Source organism: Streptomyces hirsutus, assembly GCF_001418415.1.
Lineage (GTDB): Bacteria > Actinomycetota > Actinomycetes > Streptomycetales > Streptomycetaceae > Streptomyces > Streptomyces hirsutus.
This window is the reverse complement of record NZ_LIQT01000028.1, coordinates 1-17,726: the sequence shown is the minus strand read 5'-3', so window position 1 is coordinate 17,726 and position 17,726 is coordinate 1. Positions and strand designations below refer to the sequence as shown.

Annotated in this window: 14 protein-coding genes and 1 pseudogene; 9 read left to right on the top strand and 6 right to left on the bottom strand. The window is 68.3% G+C overall.

The window, feature by feature from the left end; genetic code table 11:
* Nucleotides 1–403: 403 nt before the first annotated feature.
* From AOK11_RS02470 to AOK11_RS02450, 5 genes are all read left to right on the top strand, one after another.
* Nucleotides 404–979, top strand: a complete 576-nt coding sequence (locus AOK11_RS02470; protein WP_240497178.1) for a hypothetical protein — start codon at nucleotides 404–406, stop codon at nucleotides 977–979.
* A 43-nt stretch (nucleotides 980–1,022) separates the two neighbouring features.
* A complete protein-coding gene (locus tag AOK11_RS02465; protein ID WP_079034585.1) occupies nucleotides 1,023–3,863 on the top strand; it encodes a DEAD/DEAH box helicase in 2,841 nt (946 codons plus the stop codon).
* A gap of 343 nt (nucleotides 3,864–4,206) precedes the next feature.
* Entirely contained in the window at nucleotides 4,207–4,590 is a 384-nt protein-coding gene (locus AOK11_RS02460; RefSeq protein ID WP_055591966.1) for a TIR domain-containing protein, read from the top strand.
* Nucleotides 4,587–5,072, top strand: a complete 486-nt coding sequence (locus AOK11_RS02455) for a RipA family octameric membrane protein (protein WP_055591965.1) — start codon at nucleotides 4,587–4,589, stop codon at nucleotides 5,070–5,072. Before AOK11_RS02460 ends, AOK11_RS02455 begins: the two co-directional genes overlap by 4 nt.
* Entirely contained in the window at nucleotides 5,069–5,371 is a 303-nt protein-coding gene (locus tag AOK11_RS02450) for a DUF7701 domain-containing protein (RefSeq protein WP_055591964.1), read from the top strand. Before AOK11_RS02455 ends, AOK11_RS02450 begins: the two co-directional genes overlap by 4 nt.
* On the opposite strand, the gene AOK11_RS02445 is transcribed toward AOK11_RS02450, so the two are convergent.
* Nucleotides 5,368–5,901, bottom strand: coding sequence for a hypothetical protein (locus tag AOK11_RS02445; protein ID WP_338058904.1), 534 nt, complete (start codon nucleotides 5,899–5,901; stop codon nucleotides 5,368–5,370). The two genes, AOK11_RS02450 and AOK11_RS02445, sit on opposite strands and share 4 nt — an antisense overlap.
* 379 nt (nucleotides 5,902–6,280) lie before the next feature.
* Entirely contained in the window at nucleotides 6,281–7,525 is a 1,245-nt protein-coding gene (locus tag AOK11_RS41395; protein ID WP_055591963.1) for a hypothetical protein, read from the bottom strand.
* 315 nt (nucleotides 7,526–7,840) lie between these two features.
* Between AOK11_RS41395 and AOK11_RS46580 the strand changes: the two are divergent.
* A pseudogene (locus AOK11_RS46580) lies at nucleotides 7,841–8,023 on the top strand (hypothetical protein); the annotation flags it as partial.
* 538 nt (nucleotides 8,024–8,561) lie between these two features.
* On the opposite strand, the gene AOK11_RS02435 reads toward AOK11_RS46580, so the two are convergent.
* Nucleotides 8,562–8,981, bottom strand: a complete 420-nt coding sequence (locus AOK11_RS02435) for a hypothetical protein (RefSeq protein ID WP_157869267.1) — start codon at nucleotides 8,979–8,981, stop codon at nucleotides 8,562–8,564.
* A gap of 339 nt (nucleotides 8,982–9,320) precedes the next feature.
* Entirely contained in the window at nucleotides 9,321–9,707 is a 387-nt protein-coding gene (locus AOK11_RS42630; protein WP_157869266.1) for a hypothetical protein, read from the bottom strand.
* Nucleotides 9,708–10,026: 319 nt separating this feature from the next.
* On the opposite strand from AOK11_RS42630, the gene AOK11_RS02430 reads away from it, so the two are divergent.
* Nucleotides 10,027–12,510 (top strand): nSTAND1 domain-containing NTPase, encoded by a 2,484-nt coding sequence (locus AOK11_RS02430; protein ID WP_338058903.1) that lies wholly within the window; start codon nucleotides 10,027–10,029, stop codon nucleotides 12,508–12,510.
* 363 nt (nucleotides 12,511–12,873) lie between these two features.
* Here AOK11_RS02430 and AOK11_RS02425 read toward each other — a convergent pair whose 3' ends face one another.
* Together AOK11_RS02425 and AOK11_RS02420 are read right to left on the bottom strand one after the other, a co-directional pair.
* Nucleotides 12,874–13,641: a helix-turn-helix domain-containing protein gene (locus tag AOK11_RS02425; protein ID WP_079034580.1), complete on the bottom strand. Its 768-nt coding sequence runs from the start codon at nucleotides 13,639–13,641 to the stop codon at nucleotides 12,874–12,876.
* Between the two features lie 10 nt (nucleotides 13,642–13,651).
* Nucleotides 13,652–14,002 carry a hypothetical protein gene (locus tag AOK11_RS02420; RefSeq protein ID WP_055591959.1) on the bottom strand — a complete coding sequence of 117 codons (351 nt, stop codon included), beginning with the start codon at nucleotides 14,000–14,002 and terminating at the stop codon, nucleotides 13,652–13,654.
* 863 nt (nucleotides 14,003–14,865) lie between these two features.
* On the opposite strand from AOK11_RS02420, the gene AOK11_RS02415 reads away from it, so the two are divergent.
* On the top strand, nucleotides 14,866–15,057 hold the full coding sequence (locus tag AOK11_RS02415) for a hypothetical protein (RefSeq protein WP_055591958.1): 192 nt from the start codon (nucleotides 14,866–14,868) through the stop codon (nucleotides 15,055–15,057).
* Between the two features lie 768 nt (nucleotides 15,058–15,825).
* Nucleotides 15,826–17,726 (top strand): tetratricopeptide repeat protein (locus AOK11_RS02410; protein WP_338058902.1); only part of this gene is annotated, 1,901 nt, incomplete at its 3' end.

The following is a 17,726-nucleotide window of genomic DNA, read 5'->3' as shown; positions in this document are numbered from 1 at the left end:
GCGGGTACCACATCGCTGCGCGATGTGCAAGCGAACCACCGCGCTGCGCGGTGGTGTTGCGCTTCCGCTCCGCGGAAGCGCTGGCGAGTGGCTGCGCCACTCGCGCAACCCCGATGCTGTGCATCGGGGTTGATGCTCCGTCCGCTGCGCTCCCGGAGCGGCGGGACTTCGTCCCGCTACCGGGCTTCCGCTGCGCTCCAGCCCGGGCTGGCGGGTCCGCTGTGCTCCCCCGCCTGAAGGTCCTTCCGGCTTCTCCTACAGGGCCGTTGGGGCCCGCTTCGCGGGCCGGGCTGGCTGTGAGAGGCGGGGTCGCTCGTTCGTTTTGGGTGCCGGTGTAGTGGCTTCATCCAAATTGATGCACATGTAGACTTGGCGGAAGCACGGGACACCCTCCAACCACCCGATGCGGGTCCAGATGCCCGCGCTTCCGGAAAAGGGAAAGCTCATGTGGAGTGCTCAGGACGTGGCGCGGGATCAGGTCCGGCGTCAGGCGAATGGCCTGGACGTCGCCGCCGTTGCGGAAAAGGTCGCGGAGGCCGCTGTCCGTGAGCGGGAAACTGCGGAGCAGTTGAGGGGGAACGGTTCCTTTTACGAGTTCGAGATGGACCGGGAGCGGTTGGCTGTCATTTGGTTGGCCCAGCACGCTGAGTGGCGGCGCGTCAGGGATTTGATGACTGCAGTCGGTTGGAGTGTGTACGAGCCGGAACGGGATGCTCAGGGCTCGGTGTGGGCTCGCGAGCGCGAGGAACGGTTTGCTGGTGCTCTTGCGGCACAGGCTGCTTTCGGGGAACGGCGGGGGGAGGGGGCGGATGAACTGCGGGCGGAGGTCTGGCTGTCCGCCGCGTCTAGTCGGCTGGTCGGGGTGGTGGCCGACCGGGCGGGGCTGCGTCCCGCTGAGGTGCTGGCCCAGCTTGCCGAGCGGATCGTGGTGGGTGAGGACGGTACGGTGTCCGTGCCGTCCTTCACGCCGTCCTGGTGATTTCCGAAACGAGTGGAAAAGAAGGCAGCGGAGGAGCGGGGAAATGCTGGGTATTCGGCTTCGGGAACACCAGGTGGCCCAGAAGGCGAGTTTCCGTCGGTGGGTGGGATTCCTTGCAAGATCATCCGTACCGTCGGAGGGGGCGCGGGTCACGATCGTGTCCGCGACCGGATCGGGGAAGACGATCACCGCCGCCGCGTGTGCGCGGGAGTGCTTTTCGGGCGGACGGGTCCTGGTGATGGTGCCGACCCTGGACCTGCTGGTGCAGACCGCCCAGGCGTGGCGGCTGGTGGGCCACCGGGTCCCGATGGTAGCGGTGTGCTCGCTGGAGAGCGATGCGGTGCTCGACTCGCTGGGGGTGCGTACCACCACCAACCCGATTCAGCTCGCCCTGTGGGCGGGGTCGGGGCCGGTGGTCGTGTTCGCCACGTATGCCTCCCTGGTGGACCGCGAGGACGTCGAGGATCCGAGGGGCCGGCGGAAGGTGCGCGGGCCTTTGGAGGCCGCTCTGGCGGGCGGGGAGCGGCTGTACGGGCAGCGGATGAGCGGTTTCGACCTCGCGATCGTGGATGAGGCCCACGGCACGGCGGGTGATCTTGGCAGGCCGTGGGCGGCGATCCATGACAACGCCCGGATCCCGGCGGACTTCCGGTTGTATCTGACCGCGACCCCGCGCATCCTCGCGGCGCCCCGGCCACAGAAGGGCACGGACGGGCGCGAGCTGGAGATCGCGAGCATGGCCGACGACCCGGACGGGACCTACGGGTCGTGGCTGGCCGAGCTCGGGCTCTCGGAGGCGATCGAGCGGGGCGTCCTCGCCGGGTTCGAGATCGATGTGCTGGAGATCCGTGACCCCTCACCGGTCCTCGGGGAATCGGAGGAGGCACAGCGGGGCCGGCGCCTGGCGCTGTTGCAGACCGCACTTCTGGAGCACGCGGCGGCGTACAACCTGCGTACGGTCATGACCTTCCACCAGAAGGTGGAAGAGGCCGCGGCGTTCGCGGAGAAGCTGCCCAAGACTGCAGCCGAGCTTTACGTGAGCGATGCCTCCGATGACGACCTGGCAGCCGCGGACCGGCTCCCCGCGTCGTCGATCGAGGCGGAGTTCTACGAGCTGGAGGCCGGCCGCCACGTCCCCCCGGACCGGGTGTGGTCGGCGTGGCTGTGCGGCGACCATTTGGTGTCCGAGCGGCGGGAGGCGCTGCGGCAGTTCGCCAATGGCATCGACTCGGCCGGGCGCCGGGTGCACCGGGCGTTCCTCGCGAGCTGTCGCGTGCTCGGGGAAGGCGTGGACATCACCGGCGAGCGCGGCGTGGAGGCCGTCTGCTTCGCCGACACCCGCGGCTCCCAGGTGGAGATCGTGCAGAACATCGGCCGCGCGCTCCGCCTCAACAAGGACGGCTCTACCAAGGTCGCCAGGATCATCGTCCCGGTGTTCCTTGAGCCCGGCGAGGACCCGACCGACATGATCGCCTCCGCCAGCTTCCGCCCCCTCGTAGCCGTCCTTCAGGGCCTGCGCAGTCATGATGAACGACTCGTGGAGCAACTCGCCTCCCGCGCCCTCACCAGCGGACAGCGCACGGTGCATGTCCGGCGCGATGAGGACGGGCGGATCATCGGGGCCGGCAGCGAGGACGGCGAGGACCAGGAGCAGGACGCCGACGGTGCGGTCGAGTCGGCGCTGCTCCACTTCTCCTCTCCCAAGGACGCGGCAACCATCGCGGCCTTCTTGCGCACGCGGGTCTACCGGCCGGAGTCCCTGGTGTGGCTGGAGGGCTACCAGGCTCTGCTCCGCTGGCGGGCCGAGAACGAGATCACCGGCCTCTACGCCATCCCCTACGACGTAGAGACCCCTGTCGGCGCGGTGAAGACGTTTCCGCTGGGCCGGTGGGTCCACCAGCAGAGGAAGGCGCTGCGGGCGGGTGAGCTGGAGCCGCGGCGCAAGGAACTGCTCGACCTGCCGGAGGCCGGGATGGTGTGGGAGCCCGGCGAGGAGGCGTGGGAGAGCAAGCTCGCCGCGCTGCGGTCGTACCGGCGGGCCACCGGACACCTCGCACCCCGGCAGGACGCCGTCTGGGGCGAGAACGAGGCCGAGGGCCTGGTACCCATCGGACAGCATCTGGCCAACCTCCGCCGGAAGGGCGGCCTCGGCAAGGACGCGGAGCGAGCCGCCGGGCGCGCCAAGCAGCTGACGGCCATCGACGAGGACTGGAACTGCCCCTGGCCCCTGGACTGGCAGCGGCATTACCGCGTCCTCGCCGACCTGGTCGACGCCGACGGCCACCTGCCCGACATCGCACCCGGCGTGCTGATGGACGGCGACGACATCGGCCGGTGGTTGGAACGGCAGAAACAGCCCGGCACCTGGACGCAGTTGTCCACCGAGCAGCAGGAACGGCTGTCCAAACTGGGCGTGCAGCCCGTCCAGGTGCCGTCTGCGGTCCCGGCAGCCGGGCGTGCGGCGAAAGGGTCGGGCAAGGCGCAGCAGGCATTCCAGCGCGGCCTGGCAGCCCTCGCGCAGTGGGTGGAACGGGAAGGCTCCCACCGGCCGGTACCACGCGGGCACAGCGAACAGATCGCCCTCGACGGCGAGACCGAGCCGGTAGTAGTCCGGCTCGGTGTGTGGGTCTCCAACACCAAAACCAGGCGCGACAAACTCAGCGCGGAGCAGTTGGACGCGCTACGGGAGCTGGGCATCCAGTGGGCGGGACCAGTACTGGCCGCCCGGGCTGTTCCGGCGCAGCCCGCCGCCGCACAACCCGCCCCGAAACGCCTGCCGAAGCGCGACCACCACGATGAGTGCGACAAGACACTTCACAAGGGCGGCACCTGCACCTGCGACCTCATCGACCAGTACGGGCCCTCCGACCGCGACGACTACTGACCGCTCCCGCACGACCGGACTCCGGCCCTCTGAGGTCCGGGGTCTCGTCCTGTCCAAACGTCGCACGTTCCTGCAACACGCACCCCGGCCCCACCTTGCGGGCGTTCCAGCAGGTCAGAGCGCAACGCGCCTCTGTTGCACGCTCGTGTTGCAGGACGCGCATCGGGCCGCGGGGTGGCACCCCGGTCGGCGTCGCTCGCCAGAGCGGTCTTCCGGCTCGGCGCGTTGCGTGGTCAGCACGGGAGGCAGCTACAACGGGCTGGTTCTCCATATCCGTTGATCTGATGTCAGTGCTCACACTTACGATGCGCACAGATACATCTACCTGGAGTAAGGAGTCCCCGTGCCGAAGCGCATATTCGTCAGCTTTGACTACGACTATGACAAAACCCTCAAGGACTTCCTGATCGGGCAGGCCAAGAACCCCGACTCGCCTTTCGAGATCCACGACTGGTCGATCAAGGAGGCTTCGCCCGACTGGAAGGACAAGGCCCGCCTCAGGATCAGGGCCTCGGACATCGTCATCGTCATGTGCGGCGACCACACAGACACCGCAGTGGGTGTGGCCATCGAGCTCAAGATCGCCCAGGAGGAAGGAGTCGACTACTTCCTCCTGAACGGCTACAAGGGCAGGACCGGCAAGAAGCCGACCACCGCAAAGGCCGGCGACAAGCTCTACAAGTGGGAGTGGGACGTCCTCAAGGCCCTCGTCGGAGGGGCCCGATGACCACGCCCTCCGGGGAACCAGGACCGCCCGAGCCGAATCATCGAGCAGAGGTCCTCGAGCTTTACAAGCTTGCCGTGGAGATGGCCGACCGCGTCTCCGCGCGCCGGGGAACCGCCAATGCCTTCTTCCTGTCCGTCCAGACCGCCTTCATCGGCCTCGTTGGCTTCGGGTTCCCGAAGCTGGCGGAGTCCCCCTGGTGGGCAGCAACCGCCGTGGCCTTGGCGGGAGTGACGCTTTCGGCAACCTGGTGGCTGCAGCTCCGCAGCTATCGGGACCTCAACACGGCGAAGTTCCAGGGCATCAACAAGATCGAGGCACGCCTCCCTGTCAGGATCTTTGCCAACGAGTGGGAAGCCTTGCGTCGGGACCCAATTTCTGGCTGGCGCAAGCGCTACGCCGAGCTGGGCACGTCTGAGCGCGTCGTGCCGCTGGTATTCGTCGCGGCGCATGTACTCCTGTTTGTGGGCACACTGACCGCGTGACCTACCTCGATCCTTACGCCGCCCTCGTCCGTTCCTGTCTTCCCAAGGACGCCGAACCCCCCGAAGACTCTGCAGCCCTGTTCCGGATCTATGCAGTGCTGCTGAGAGCCAAGGGCGAACACGTGACCGATGAGGACGTCCACGACGCCTGGTCCGCGTGGATGCAAACGGTGAATGACGCTCATGAAGCGCTGGTTCCCTTCGGCGATCTCGACCCGGCAACCCGCGCCTTCGACGCGCCCTACGCGGAGGCCATTCGAGCAGCTGCTCGGGAGCTCAAGAACGGGCCAGATCACTAGAACGGCCTCAGCCAGGGGGCGTCGTGGCCGTCGCCACCGAGCACCTGGACACAGCTCCTCCCCAAGCAGCAGGAGCGGCTGTCTGCGAAACCTCGGGGCCGCAATAGTCCCGGGGGCTCGCCCTGCCGCGTGGGCGACAACTCACCCGCCGCTCGGTTCCACCCTCCCCAGGCGACCGGCGGGGCCTCCAGTCGGTCCAGGCGTTCGTATAGGGCGCGCACGGTACGGGCACGGGCCTTGACGCAGCTCATGGTGCCCTCGGGCAGCGGGGACAGCTGTTCTTCCGCCTCCCGCAGGACAAGGTCGGCGAGTGCCTTGGGTCCGCTGGACTTCGGCAGGTGGTCGGCTCGTTGGTGGAGCTCGGTGGCGACGGCGCGGGGGTGGCCGGTGAGCTGGAGGGCAATCTGGGGGTAGTCGCGGATCGCGAGCGTGTCGGGGCAGGTCCATGCGAGGACGGCTTTGATGAGGCTGTCGTAGGGTTCGCGGTCGAGCGGGAGCCCGGCTTCGATCCGTTCGTCGGGGTCGTACAAGACGGTGTACGTGCGGGGACGCGACGGCGGCAGCGTGGCCGGCGCACCATCCCCTGGAGAGCTGGCGGTCACCGCAGGGTGCTCGTTGCGTGGGCGACCGCGCGGTCCTAGTCGCCGGTCTGCTGGGCGAGGAAGCGGGCGTAGCCGCGGTCCGTGCGGGCGAGCAGGGCCGGGAGGGGACGCCGTAGACGGCGAGCCGAAGGCCGGGCCCGGTCTCCTCGGCGGGGGCGGGGCGGTGCTGTCGGTGGGTGAGCGCATGGGGCGCTGCCTTGGACCATGGGTCAGTCGACGCTACACAGCCCTCAGGGACGCGCTCAAGGCGGTTGCGCGTTGTTGCGGAATTTCACTCCAGGGCCGGCACGGTGCGGTGCGGGCTGTGTCACCGGTGGCGGCCAGGACGGTACCGGTCGAGAACCGGCTTGAGCCCATCCTTCATAGCCCCTCGGACCACGCCGCCGAGTCTGATCTGGTTCCTGCCCGCGCCGAAGAGTACGAAGTTAGGGGCCCAGCCGGCGTCGAAGTACACAGCGCCCTTCAATGTGAGGTCGGCCGGAGGCTCACTGTCGGGATAGGGCGGCAGGACGGGCGGTGACCAGGCATGCTCCGCCTGCGCCGGTCGCGCTGCGCCTTGCCGGGGTGGCGCCGCCTGGGCTCGGAACGTCTCGTACGCCTCGCGACCGGGTACAAGGAGAACGAGCCGTTCCGCGGGGAGCAGCCGTGTCGCCTCCCTGAATTCCCACAGCAGTCCGGGACCCAGCCCCACAGCCATCACCACGAGTCGCGCTCGACCCATCAAGTCCCGGACGGTGTCCTGCCAGTCATCGATCGGCAGATACAACCGCCGGGCACCGACCAGAGGGAGCCGCTCCCCGGGTCGGCCCACAGCGACCATCGGTGCCACCAGCTTCAGTGCCTGTGCCAGTTGCTCCTCCTCGGTCCGCGAGGACAGACCCAGGTCCGACACCACGGCGCCCGCCCCGGGGGCCGGATGCCGGGTCTCCTCCAGGGCCGTACGCCGGACGTCGTCCTCGAAGGACCTCAGGTAGAGCGTGAACGAGTCCCTGCGGAGTTCTCCCGGGGACCGGATGATCTCCGCTAGGTGCTGCCGTCCAAGCACGGCGAGACGACGCGCGCCGAACATCAGGGTCTGGGCGGAGACCGCAACGAGAGGAATAAGGAGGTCGAAGTCCCACCAAGGCACCGGTAAGTCCTCCCCCCAGAGTCCGAAGACCGAGTTGGACGCCATGATCGGCAGGAAAAGCCGCAGACGGCTAAAACCCTGCCCGCCCAGAGGGCGTCGCAGCACCACAGCGCGTACGGCCCCAAGCGCCACGGCCCCAGCCACGATCACGGCCGCGGCGACGACCGTCGCGTACCACCAGGGGTCACGCAGGCCGGGCGCATCGACGGCCATCGTGGACTGGAGCCGGGCGGCCTGCCAGTGGTTGCACGCGGCCACGGCCAGCCAGAATCCCGCAAGACCCATCGGCATAGCGGCGGCCAGGAGGAGCACACCCTGGGCGCGGGACTGCCGGGGTACGGCTGGCCGTAAGTCCCCGGTACCCGCTTCGTCCGCCGCCATCTCGGCGGGCACCGCGCGGCGTTCGCCCTGGTTCTTCCCCACTGCCTCGCCCCCGTCCGGAATGACTGCCCGACGTCTCCCCCGGGCTGCCGACCGCTCCTATGCCATGGTGCCGAACCGACAGGACATAGGCACTTGGATTCGGGAACCGGGGCGCACTGGACTTCGAGAACTGCGATGGGCCGTCTTCGTGACAGCGAGCCAGCCGGGGATGTACCGCCCAATGCCAGCCGAGAGGTCGCGGTGTGCCACCGCCGTGTCGGTGGCACACCGCGGCCACGGACCGACGACCCGCAAGAACACAGTTCTTCCGCTCACCCGTGACTGACACGCTCTCACTGACACGAAGCCGACACATCGCACGTCGGGGCCGGCGGCGAGGACGGCGAGGCCCAGGAGCAGGACGCCGACGGTGCGGTCGAGTCGGCGCTGCTGCACTTCTCCTCTCCCCGGGACGCCGCCACCATCGTGGCCTTCTTGCGCACGCGGATCTACCGGCCGGAGTCGCTGGTGTGGCTCGAGGGCTACCAGGTGTCACTCGTCGCGTGAAACCTGGTGTCCACCCCCGGGGATCAACCTCAGCTCCAAGACGCCGGCGTCGAACAGGCGATACAGGCGTACGGTCCGCCGACCGGCGCGTACCCGACGGGCACCCCCGCCGTGTAGTACGCACCGGGACGGCGGTGGTTCGCACCATCGCCTCGCCCCACCGCATTGCACCGGGTACGCGCAGCAGGCAGGCGGGCCCGGTATCACACACCCCCTTGACCGCGACCTGATCGACCGCCGGGACAGGGAGTGTCATGAATCAGACTCCTGACACTCCCCCGCTTGCCACCCCATAACAGCGGAATCAACCCGCACCTATGCGCATAACCAGGCACTCAGCACCCCCACCCCGATACCACCAACACGCCCACTCACAACCGAGCGAGCGGACGAGCTCGTGTCCCAGCTGAAGGCCGGAGCAGTCGCCGGGGCGCACACCTGGATCTCCGAGAGCAGCACCCCGCACGGATCCGAGCAGCGTTTCGAGGACGGTCAGAGACGGGCACTCGGGAGACGTCGCCGAGCGTGATCAGCTCCAACCGGTACAGCCCCGACCCTCTACACAGGCCTGGACCCAGAGGCCCTTGACATCACGGCGGCCTGTGGAGTAATGCAGGGCTCGGCCCTGCCCGCAGGCGCGGTCGGTCTCATTGATCGCTGACGCGCCATTCGTGAACACGGTCTTGACCTTCGCGTAGGCACACTTGTTGTCGGCCCCGACGGTGTCCAGGATCGTGCCGTCGAGGGAGCCGCTGTCGACGCCTCCGTTGTCGTAGACCTTCCAGCAGATCGTCCCGTATGTCTCGGCGTAGCCATCCTTTGAGACGTCGAAGTTGCGGCACTTGGTGACTGGGGACGCTGCACCCACCGGAGCCGCTATCGCTGTTCCTGTAGCCATTGCCGTGGCCAGGAGGGTGGTGCCGACTGCGAGGGCAAGACGTATGCGCATTGTTGTCCTCCATCTAGAGATCTGCGGAGCCGTTCACTGAGAGCGGCTAAACGAGCACTTAAGAGGCATTTAGGATGCCGAGCGCGACAGCACCCGGCCTTGTCATTCCACGCAGGGCTGTTGACGATTCGCGCATGTCTTGGGCTGCAGGTTTCTGTAGTCCCGCGGCGGCATCTCGTAGGTTGCCCGGAACAGGCGGCTGAAGTGCGTCGGGTCGGTAAAGCCCCAGCGGCCGGCTTCGACACCGCTGTTGCTACCAAGAGGTCCTGCTCGTCCGGACGACTTCACCGGTTCCGCTCCGCCGCCCAGACGATCAGTTCATGGACAGGCACTGAGTGATCAGCAGTTGATTCGGTAGCCCGTGCCAGTGACGGTCAGGCTGCCGAGCTGGTACACCGACCGGGCGGTGCCTCCGCATCCGGCGTAGATCCACTGGCCTTCCATCTCGAAGCCGAACTCGTCCGTCGGGACGTAGTGCAGCCCTCCTCGAAGAGGGCTCCAGCTTCCGTCCCGGTTCTTGGTCTGAGTACCGACGATGATTCGCTTTCCGCTGCAAGGCGTAGCGGAGTCGTCGATGTAGACCCGCCCCTTCGCATAGCCATCGGTGCGCGCCTGGATGGGGAGCGTCTCCAGGTGGCTGGTGCAGGATGCGGCAACGGTCTCTGCGGAAACGGTGGGAACTGGCGGCTGGGCTGCCTGAGCCGGTACGGCCGCTACGCCGAGCACGAGCGTGGCTCCGAGGGCAGCGCCTGCAAGAGCGTGACGGAGATGCATCAGTGATTTCCAATCTCTTCGAAATGCTGTGGATCGGGGTGCTGGTGAGCTCCCCTGAGCGCTTGCATCACCGAGTTCAGCAGCTGACGCATTGTTCGGTAGTGGTGTTCTGGCAACCGAACAATGGCCGGGCGTGATCTTTCTGGGAGTGGCGGAGGGCACATAGCTTGGCCGCCGGGCTAGGACGACTCAGCGGGGGTGGCATGTGGCGGGACGTCGTGAGGTGCCGGTGGATCCGGGTGCGGGGCCAGTGGAGCGGTTCGCGTTCGAGTTGCGCAAGCTGCGCACCGAGGCGGGCGGCATGACTTACCGGGTGCTGGCGCAGCGAGCCGGGTATGGGGTGACGACACTGTCCCAGGCTGCTACCGGTGAGCAGTTGCCGACGTTGCCGGTGGTCCTGGCGTACGTGGCGGCGTGCGGGGGCGATCGAGCGGAGTGGGAGGCTAGGTGGAAGCAGGCGGTAGACGAGGCGGCCGTCTCCGCACCGGAGAAGGACGGCGAGGGTGGGGAGCCGCCGTATCGTGGGCTGGCACGGTTTGAGACCGGCGACCGCGACCGCTTCTTCGGCAGGGACCGGCTCACCGCCGACCTACTTGAGCTGCTGCGCCGACGGCGGTTCACTGCGGTGTTCGGGCCGTCCGGCAGCGGCAAGTCCTCGCTGCTGCGCGCCGGCCTGATCCCAGCCCTTCAGCACACCCAGGATGCGGAGCTGCGTCCAGCCGCGATCCGCATCCTGACTCCTGGAGAGCGCCCAGCGCGCACCCACGCCCGCGTGTTCGATCCCAGCGACAGCGGTGCCAGAGGTGGTGGCGGGGCGGACACGTTCGTCGTTGTCGACCAGTTCGAGGAGGTCTTCACCCTCTGCCACGATCCGGCCGAGCGCGCCACGTTCATCGACCTGCTGCTGGCTGCCCGGCAGCCCGAGCGCCGGTTACGGGTCCTCATCGCGGTGCGCGCCGACTTCTACGGCCACTGCTCCGAACACCGCGACCTGGCAGAGGCGCTGCGCGACGCGAACCTGCTGACTGGCCCGATGAGCGCAGAGGAACTGCGCGCGGTCATCGTCAAACCGGCCACCGCGGTCGGCCTGACCGTGGAACGCGCTCTGACCTCCCGCCTGATCGAGGAGGTCGCCAACGCCCCGGGCGGGCTGCCGCTGCTGTCACACGTACTGCTGGAGACCTGGCACCGCCGCCGCGGCAAAAGCATGTCCCTGGCCGGCTACGAAGCAGCTGGCGGTCTCGAAGGCGCGGTCGCCAAGACCGCAGAGAATGTCTACCGCCGGTTCACCAAAGCCCAGGCAGCCGCGGCCCACCGCCTGCTACTGCGCCTGGTCGCCCCGGGCGAGGGCACCCCCGACACCCGCAGGCCCGCCGACCGCGAGGAGCTTCAGGCCACGGGCAGACAGGAGACCGAAACCGACCAGGTTCTGGAGGCCTTCGCCAGGGCGCGGTTGCTCACTCTCGACGGCGACACCGTCGAACTCGCCCACGAAGCCCTGCTGACCGCCTGGCCCAGGCTGCACGGCTGGATCGAACAGGACCGCGAACGCCTGCGTTTCCACAGGAAACTGACCGAGGCTGCCCGCACCTGGGAGGAGTTGGGTCGCGACCCGGGAGCCCTGTACCGCGGCACCCGTCTGGCCACCGCCGAGGAATCCTTCACCCCCGAGCGCCAAGACCACCTCACCACCCTGGAACAGGCCTTCCTCACGGCCAGCGCCACCTCCCGCGATCAGGAAGAACACGCCGCAGCTCGCACCACCCGGCGCCTGCGCACGCTCACCATGACGCTGTCCGTCCTGCTGGTCCTCGCAGTCACCACGAGCCTGATCGCCTGGCAGCAGAGTCAAAACAGTGAACAACAGCGGCAGGCGGCCGACGGCGCCCGGCAAGTCGCCTTGGCCCGCCAGCTCGCCGCGCAATCCGCCACTCTCATCAGCTCGAATTCCGATCTCGCCTCACGGCTGGCCATCCAGGCCACACGCACCAGACCGACCTCCGTGGAAGGCCGTGACACGGCTGATGCTCTCCCTCCCGAGACCCGCATCGAGCCCCCTGACGACGGGGGCTCAGTGGTGTTCAGTCCTAACGGCGGCACCCTGGCGACCGCCAGTAGCAAGGACGACACGGTGCGGCTGTGGGAGACCGACACCGGCCGCCTCCGCTCAAAGCTGACCGGACACACCCGCGGCGTGACCTCGATGACGTTCAGTCCTAACGGCGGCACCCTGGCGACCGCCAGTAGCAAGGACGACACGGTGCGGCTGTGGGAGACCGACACCGGCCGCCTCCGCTCAAAGCTGACCGGACACACCCGCGGCGTGACCTCGATGACGTTCGAACTGGACATGGAGAGCCCTGTCCTGGCGACCGCCAGTAGCAAGGACGACACGGTGCGGCTGTGGGAGACCGACACCGGCCGCCTCCGCTCAAAGCTGACCGGACAGTCCGACGCCGTGCTCTCGATCGCGTTCAGTCCTAACGGCGGCACCCTGGCCATTGCCAGTGCCGAGGGCGGGGTGAAGCTGTGGGATATGGCTGCCGGTCGCGTCCGCACAAGCCTGGCCCACGACGCCGCGCCCGTGTTCTCGATGGTATTCGGCAACGACACACCCGACAACGAGAACACCCTGGCCACAGCCAGCACCGACCAGGGGATAACGCTGTGGGACCTTGACACCGGTCAACGTCAGATGAACATCGCCGGCCTTCTCGATGTGATGCCCTCGATGGCGATCACCCCGGACGGCTGAACCGCCGTTCGCGGACATCGACGTCTGACAGCGACAACTTGGGTATGGGTCGGGTGAATGCCTTTTGTATGGCCCGGTTCAGGCCGTTGCGAATCTGCACCGGAAGGACACGCCGCGACCTGCAGCAACCTCACGAGCCGTCACCGCAAAAACCGCGCCCCGATGTCACCACCACCCCACACCCCACGGCGAACCCCCAGCCCACCGCCCTGACAGCAGCGCTGGAGGACATTGGTGTCACCTCTACAGAAACCGGTGACATGGAGATGCAGATTCGCATAAACAGCCCCCGTAAAACCAGCCGTAAACAAGAAACACACCCGGACCATATTTCGTCCCGAGAGCGCTTCGGAATCCCGCAAATTACGCGGCCAAACCACTTCTGTTCTCAGCTTGATGAACGCCAAGTTCGTTCGTAAGGAGACGTACGACTGAGGTGTCTACTCCTTTTTTGGTGCCGTTAATGTAATCGATCAGGTCTTGATGCTCTTTGATCCATGGCCTGAGATCCCTCTTACTCGAGGGGTTGCTACTGAGGGCTCGAACTGCGGCAGCGAGCCAAGGCTCGAGGTCGACGGGTGCGACCACGTGGCAGGCCTTCAGGAAGGCGGTGGCCTGCTGAGGGCTGACGGGCATGATGTCGCCCGCGATGATGCGGCGGGTGGTGCTGGTGGGCAGGTCCCAGGGGTGTTCGACGGACTGCTGCATCTCGCCGGGGGTGGGGTAGCCGGCCCACACATGCTGGTGGCGCAGGAACCGGAGGAAGTCGCTCTCGGAGGAGGCGAGAGCGGGGTCGGGTGCCTTGTGAACGTAGTACGGAGCTCGGGTGGCCCGGCGCGCTGCGACCCACAGCTCGTGGCCGCGGGCTCGAGCGGCGAGGGTGCTGTCGATGAGCAGCTCTTCCTCGGTGGCGGTCGCCTCGATGAAGTCGGAGACGGTCACCCAGGAGGGAACGCAGGTGCCGGATGCGGCCCGCTTGAGAGTGGCCGTCGACAGCGTCGGCACGCCGTTCGTGCTCTTAGCCATCTGCTCATAGGTCATGCCCACCGCTTCCTTGCGGGCTCGCAGGAAGTCCGCGAGCTTCGCACGTGCCGGAACGGTGCGGTCCACGGGCTTGTCAGGGCGTCCCATGACAGCCCCCTCAGTTGCCCGAGTTGCTGAAGAAGGCGCGCGCGGCGCGGGTGATCCGGCGCTCGGTGCGGCGGCGGCCGCTGTTCGCGGCGATGCCGATCGTCGCGCCGATCCCGCCGGCGCTCGCGATGAGGAGCAGGATGTCGCCGACGGCCATGGCGGGCGGGGCGAGGATCGCCGCGGTGGCTATGCACACCGAGACCACGAGCGCATGCGGCATGCCGAAGCGACTGATCGTGGCGGGGTTCTCGTGGTTCGGGCCCGTCGGCTCGACGGGCGTGGCGTCCACGGAGATGGCGTAGGTGCCGGACACTGCCGGACGGGCCACGGCATCTGCCGCGGCGGAGGGCTTGTTGCCCATGATGTCTCCTAATTGCTAGCTGTCCGGCGATCGCTGAGCGATCGCCGGACAGCACTACTGGCTCCAACCGGGTAGCCCCCTCATGCACTTGGCGGGAGTTGGCGCTCCCAGCGCACAAGAAAGACCTGATGTTCCAAGCGTGGCAGCAGGTACGGCACAAATGACAGCTCGTCAAACCGTTGGCTCATCAACGCACCAATGCGTACTCCGTGATACTCCGTGTCACCCACGGACCGCTCGAAGCAGCTGCGGAGAAGGGCTCGTGCCGGAAAAGACACAGGTCAGGCCCTTGTGAAGGGCTCTACCACACGGTGGTAGACATGCGATCCGGCTCTTTTCGACTCAGGAAAACCAGTGCTCCTGCCGGAAAACCGGCAGGTCAAAGCGCTCAGTGCCAGCGCGGGGAGGACGCACAACCGCACGACTCTCACAGCATCTCCGGGCACCCCTTCGGCGCACACCCCCCAGCAAGCCGCACGTCTCTGACCTGCATTGGTTCAATATCGCACCGCTCATCGCTAAATGATCTTGTACGGCCTAGGCCATGCTCTTAACCACGGATCGCGATCTGAACTGATGTGGTCCGCCCTGATTGCTACTGGCTCCAACCGGGCGCTCCCAGGGAACAACGGCAGGTGTTGGCGCGCCTGCTTCCGTGAGCCGACCCATGCCCTTTTAGGGCAGGTGTCGGCTTCACGCGTTTGGCCCGATGGCTGACGGCCATAGGGCTTACCTTCACCCGCCGCTGATCGACTCCTCTGTTCGCCCTCTCGTACGCGCGCGACACGCGCGCCTTGGGGCCGGGACGGAGTATCCCGGCCGGGCGGTGAAGAAGAGATTTCGGCGGCAGGGAGAATCGAGCGATGACCGACCGTCGCCGCCCTCTGGGCACCGGCCCCGTCCACGCCGCCGAAGTCGACGCCGAGTTGCCGCCCGTGCCGCGTGCGCAGCTCGCCGCCGAACGCCTTCCCGCCAGCCCGGCCCTCACCGAGCCGAGGCTTACGCGGTCTCTGGTGGGGCGCCGCGTCCTGGGAGCCGGCCCCGTCGAGTGGTGACAGCCGCACCGCCTCGCATGCATGGCACGCGCGACCCGCGCCACGCTCGGCACGTGTTGGCCGGGCCGGCGGCGGGCCTGTCGCGGCTGTCGTGCTGGGACCCGCCGCGGGGGTCGGCCGGGCACACCGCAGGTTGCGGGCCGCTGTCGTGCCGACAGCCCGGCCCGGTCGACGGGCCACACGACAGCCTTCAGCTCGCTGCCCGGACTCGTGGGCAGTGGGCCGCTATGCGGCGTTCACGGCCGGGCCGGGGGGAAGTTTCCCGGCGGCGGGCGGAACGGGCCGCACAGCGGCGTCCAGGGCACACCGCGGAGCAGCGGGCCGCGCTGGCGGAGCTGGGTATGGAATGGGCGTAGGCGGGTGCGGTACCGCGGTTCCAGAAAACTGGAACCGCGGTACCGCACCCGCACGACAGCAGGGGCGCAGCCGCCGCCCGCGCCCCAACCGCCGTGCGGGTGCGGTCTCTTGCGCTTGGCTGACAAACGGCAGGCCCGGATCGGACACTGATGACCTGCGTCTGATGCGAGAAACTTCGGGCGAGTGTGCGGCCGGCCTCAGAAACGAGGCAGGCGAAGTGACGGGGGTACGGGAATGGCGGGGTCGGGTCATCGGGGTCTGTCGAGGGGTGCGCTGATCCGGCAGCGTGCGAAGGCGCGGTTCGTGGGCCGGCGGGCGCAGTTGGCGCTGTTTACGGAGAACCTGTCGAAGGACCCGCTGTCGGAGGAGGATCCGGCGGAGTTTTTGTTCCATGTGCGGGGTGTGGGTGGGGTGGGGAAGTCCACGTTGCTGCGGCAGTGGCAGGAGGCGGCCCGGCGGGCGGATGCGGTGACGGCGGTGGTGGACGAGAACGACGTCCACGGGGTGCAGCAGGCCCTGGTCGAGCTGGCGAGGCAGCTGGCGGAGCAGGCCGGCCCGTGCAAGGAGTTCGACAAGGCGGTCGAGCAGTTCCGGCGGGAGCAGGCGGCGCAGGGGGAGCCGATGCCGGTGGAGGGCGAGGCGTCGGTGTCGAGTCGGGTGGTGACGCAGGCCGCTTTGGGGGCGGCGTCGTTGCTTCCGGGGGCCGGTGTCATAACGGCGATGGCGAATCCGGATGCCGCGGCCCAGGGGCTGGACCGACTCCGGTCGGCATCCCAGGCTCGTGCCCGGCGGCGCGGGGCCCGGGGTGATGAGGCGGAGGTGAGCCGGGCTTTCGTCGCCGAGCTGGAGCGGTTGTGCCGTCGCCATCAATGGGTGGTGCTGTTCTTCGACACGTGGGAACAGACTGCCCGGTATCTGGACGGGTGGCTGCTGCGTCTGCTGGCGGAGGAGTTCGGTGCGGTGCCGGCGAACGTCATGGTGGTGCTGGCCGGCCGGGACGAACTCGCGGAACGGGAGTGGGCGCCGCTGCGGGCGCAGGTGGCGGACGTGCCGTTGGAGGTCTTCACCGAGGCCGAGACGCGTGCGCTGCTGACCGCGCGGGGCGTGACCGACCCGGGTGTGGTGGAGGCGGTGCTGCAGCTGTCGATGGGGCTGCCGCTGCTGGTGGAACTGCTCGCGCTGGCCCGCCCCCACACGGTGGAGGAGGTGGACGCGGGCGGCGACCTCGCGGACGTGGCGGTGGAGCGGTTCGTGCAGTGGATCACGGACCCGGAGCAGCGTGAAGCGGTGCGGGCGTGTGCGCTGCCGCTGCAGCTGAACGAGGACGTGTTCGCCGCCGCGGCCCGGCCACAGGCAGAGGGGTGGTGGGAGTGGCTGTGCGGGCAGCCGTTCGTCAACGGCCGCGGCGGCTTCAAGCACTACCATGCGGTGGTCCGCGCCAGCCTGGTTCGCCAGCAGCGCACCCACTCTCCGCAGAGCTGGGCTTCGGCACATCTGCGGTTGGCCGACACGCATGCCGCCTGGCGCATCGCGGTCGAGGAACGCCTTCCCGAGGCCAAGCACTGGGAAGACGCTGCATGGCGCCGGCACCGTCTGGATGAGACGTACCACCGGCTGTGCGCGCATCCGACAACGCAGCTGACGCCCGCCCTGGAACACGTGGTGCAGGCCGCGGGCCAGGACACCACGGTACTGCGGCAGTGGGTCGAGACCCTGGAACAAGCCGCCCAGGACACCGCGGACACCGCCCTGCTCGCCTGGTCCACACGCCTGCGGGAGGCTCTCGCCGACGACGAGCCCGCCCTTGCCTGCCTCGCAGGTCTGCTGGCCCACGGCCCACTCGGCCCGGCGGCCAGAAGCTGGGCCCACACCCACCGCGGCCGGCGCCTCTACCTCTCCGAGCGGGACGAGGAGGCCCTCATCGAGTTCGACCGCGCCCTCGCGCACGACGCCCGCAACGCCCATGCCTGGGCCCATCGCGGGGAAACCCACCGCTGGCTCGGCCACCACGAGCAGGCCGTCACCGACCTCACCGCCGCACTCGAACTCGACCCCACCCACGCCTGGGCCCTCGCCCAACGGGGAGAAACACACCACCAGGCCGGCCACTACGAGCAGGCCGTCGCCGACCTCACCGCCGCACTCGAACTCGACCCCACCCACGCCTGGGCCCTTATCTCCCGCGGCCGAGCACACCAGCAGGCCGGCCACCACGAGCAGGCCGTCGCCGACTTCACCGCCGCACTCGAACTCAACCCCACCCACGCCTGGGCCCTTATCTCCCGCGGCCGAGCACACCGCCAGGCCGGCCA

What these genes read in the sequence shown, in the direction of transcription:
- AOK11_RS02470 (WP_240497178.1), top strand. Translation starts at nt 404, where the DNA reads ATGCGGGTCCAGATGCCCGCGCTTCCGGAAAAGGGAAAGCTCATGTGG.
- AOK11_RS02465 (WP_079034585.1), top strand. Translation starts at nt 1,023, where the DNA reads ATGCTGGGTATTCGGCTTCGGGAACACCAGGTGGCCCAGAAGGCGAGT.
- AOK11_RS02455 (WP_055591965.1), top strand. Translation starts at nt 4,587, where the DNA reads ATGACCACGCCCTCCGGGGAACCAGGACCGCCCGAGCCGAATCATCGA.
- AOK11_RS02435 (WP_157869267.1), bottom strand. Translation starts at nt 8,981, where the DNA reads ATGCGCATACGTCTTGCCCTCGCAGTCGGCACCACCCTCCTGGCCACG.
- AOK11_RS02425 (WP_079034580.1), bottom strand. Translation starts at nt 13,641, where the DNA reads ATGGGACGCCCTGACAAGCCCGTGGACCGCACCGTTCCGGCACGTGCG.
- AOK11_RS02420 (WP_055591959.1), bottom strand. Translation starts at nt 14,002, where the DNA reads ATGGGCAACAAGCCCTCCGCCGCGGCAGATGCCGTGGCCCGTCCGGCA.
- AOK11_RS02415 (WP_055591958.1), top strand. Translation starts at nt 14,866, where the DNA reads ATGACCGACCGTCGCCGCCCTCTGGGCACCGGCCCCGTCCACGCCGCC.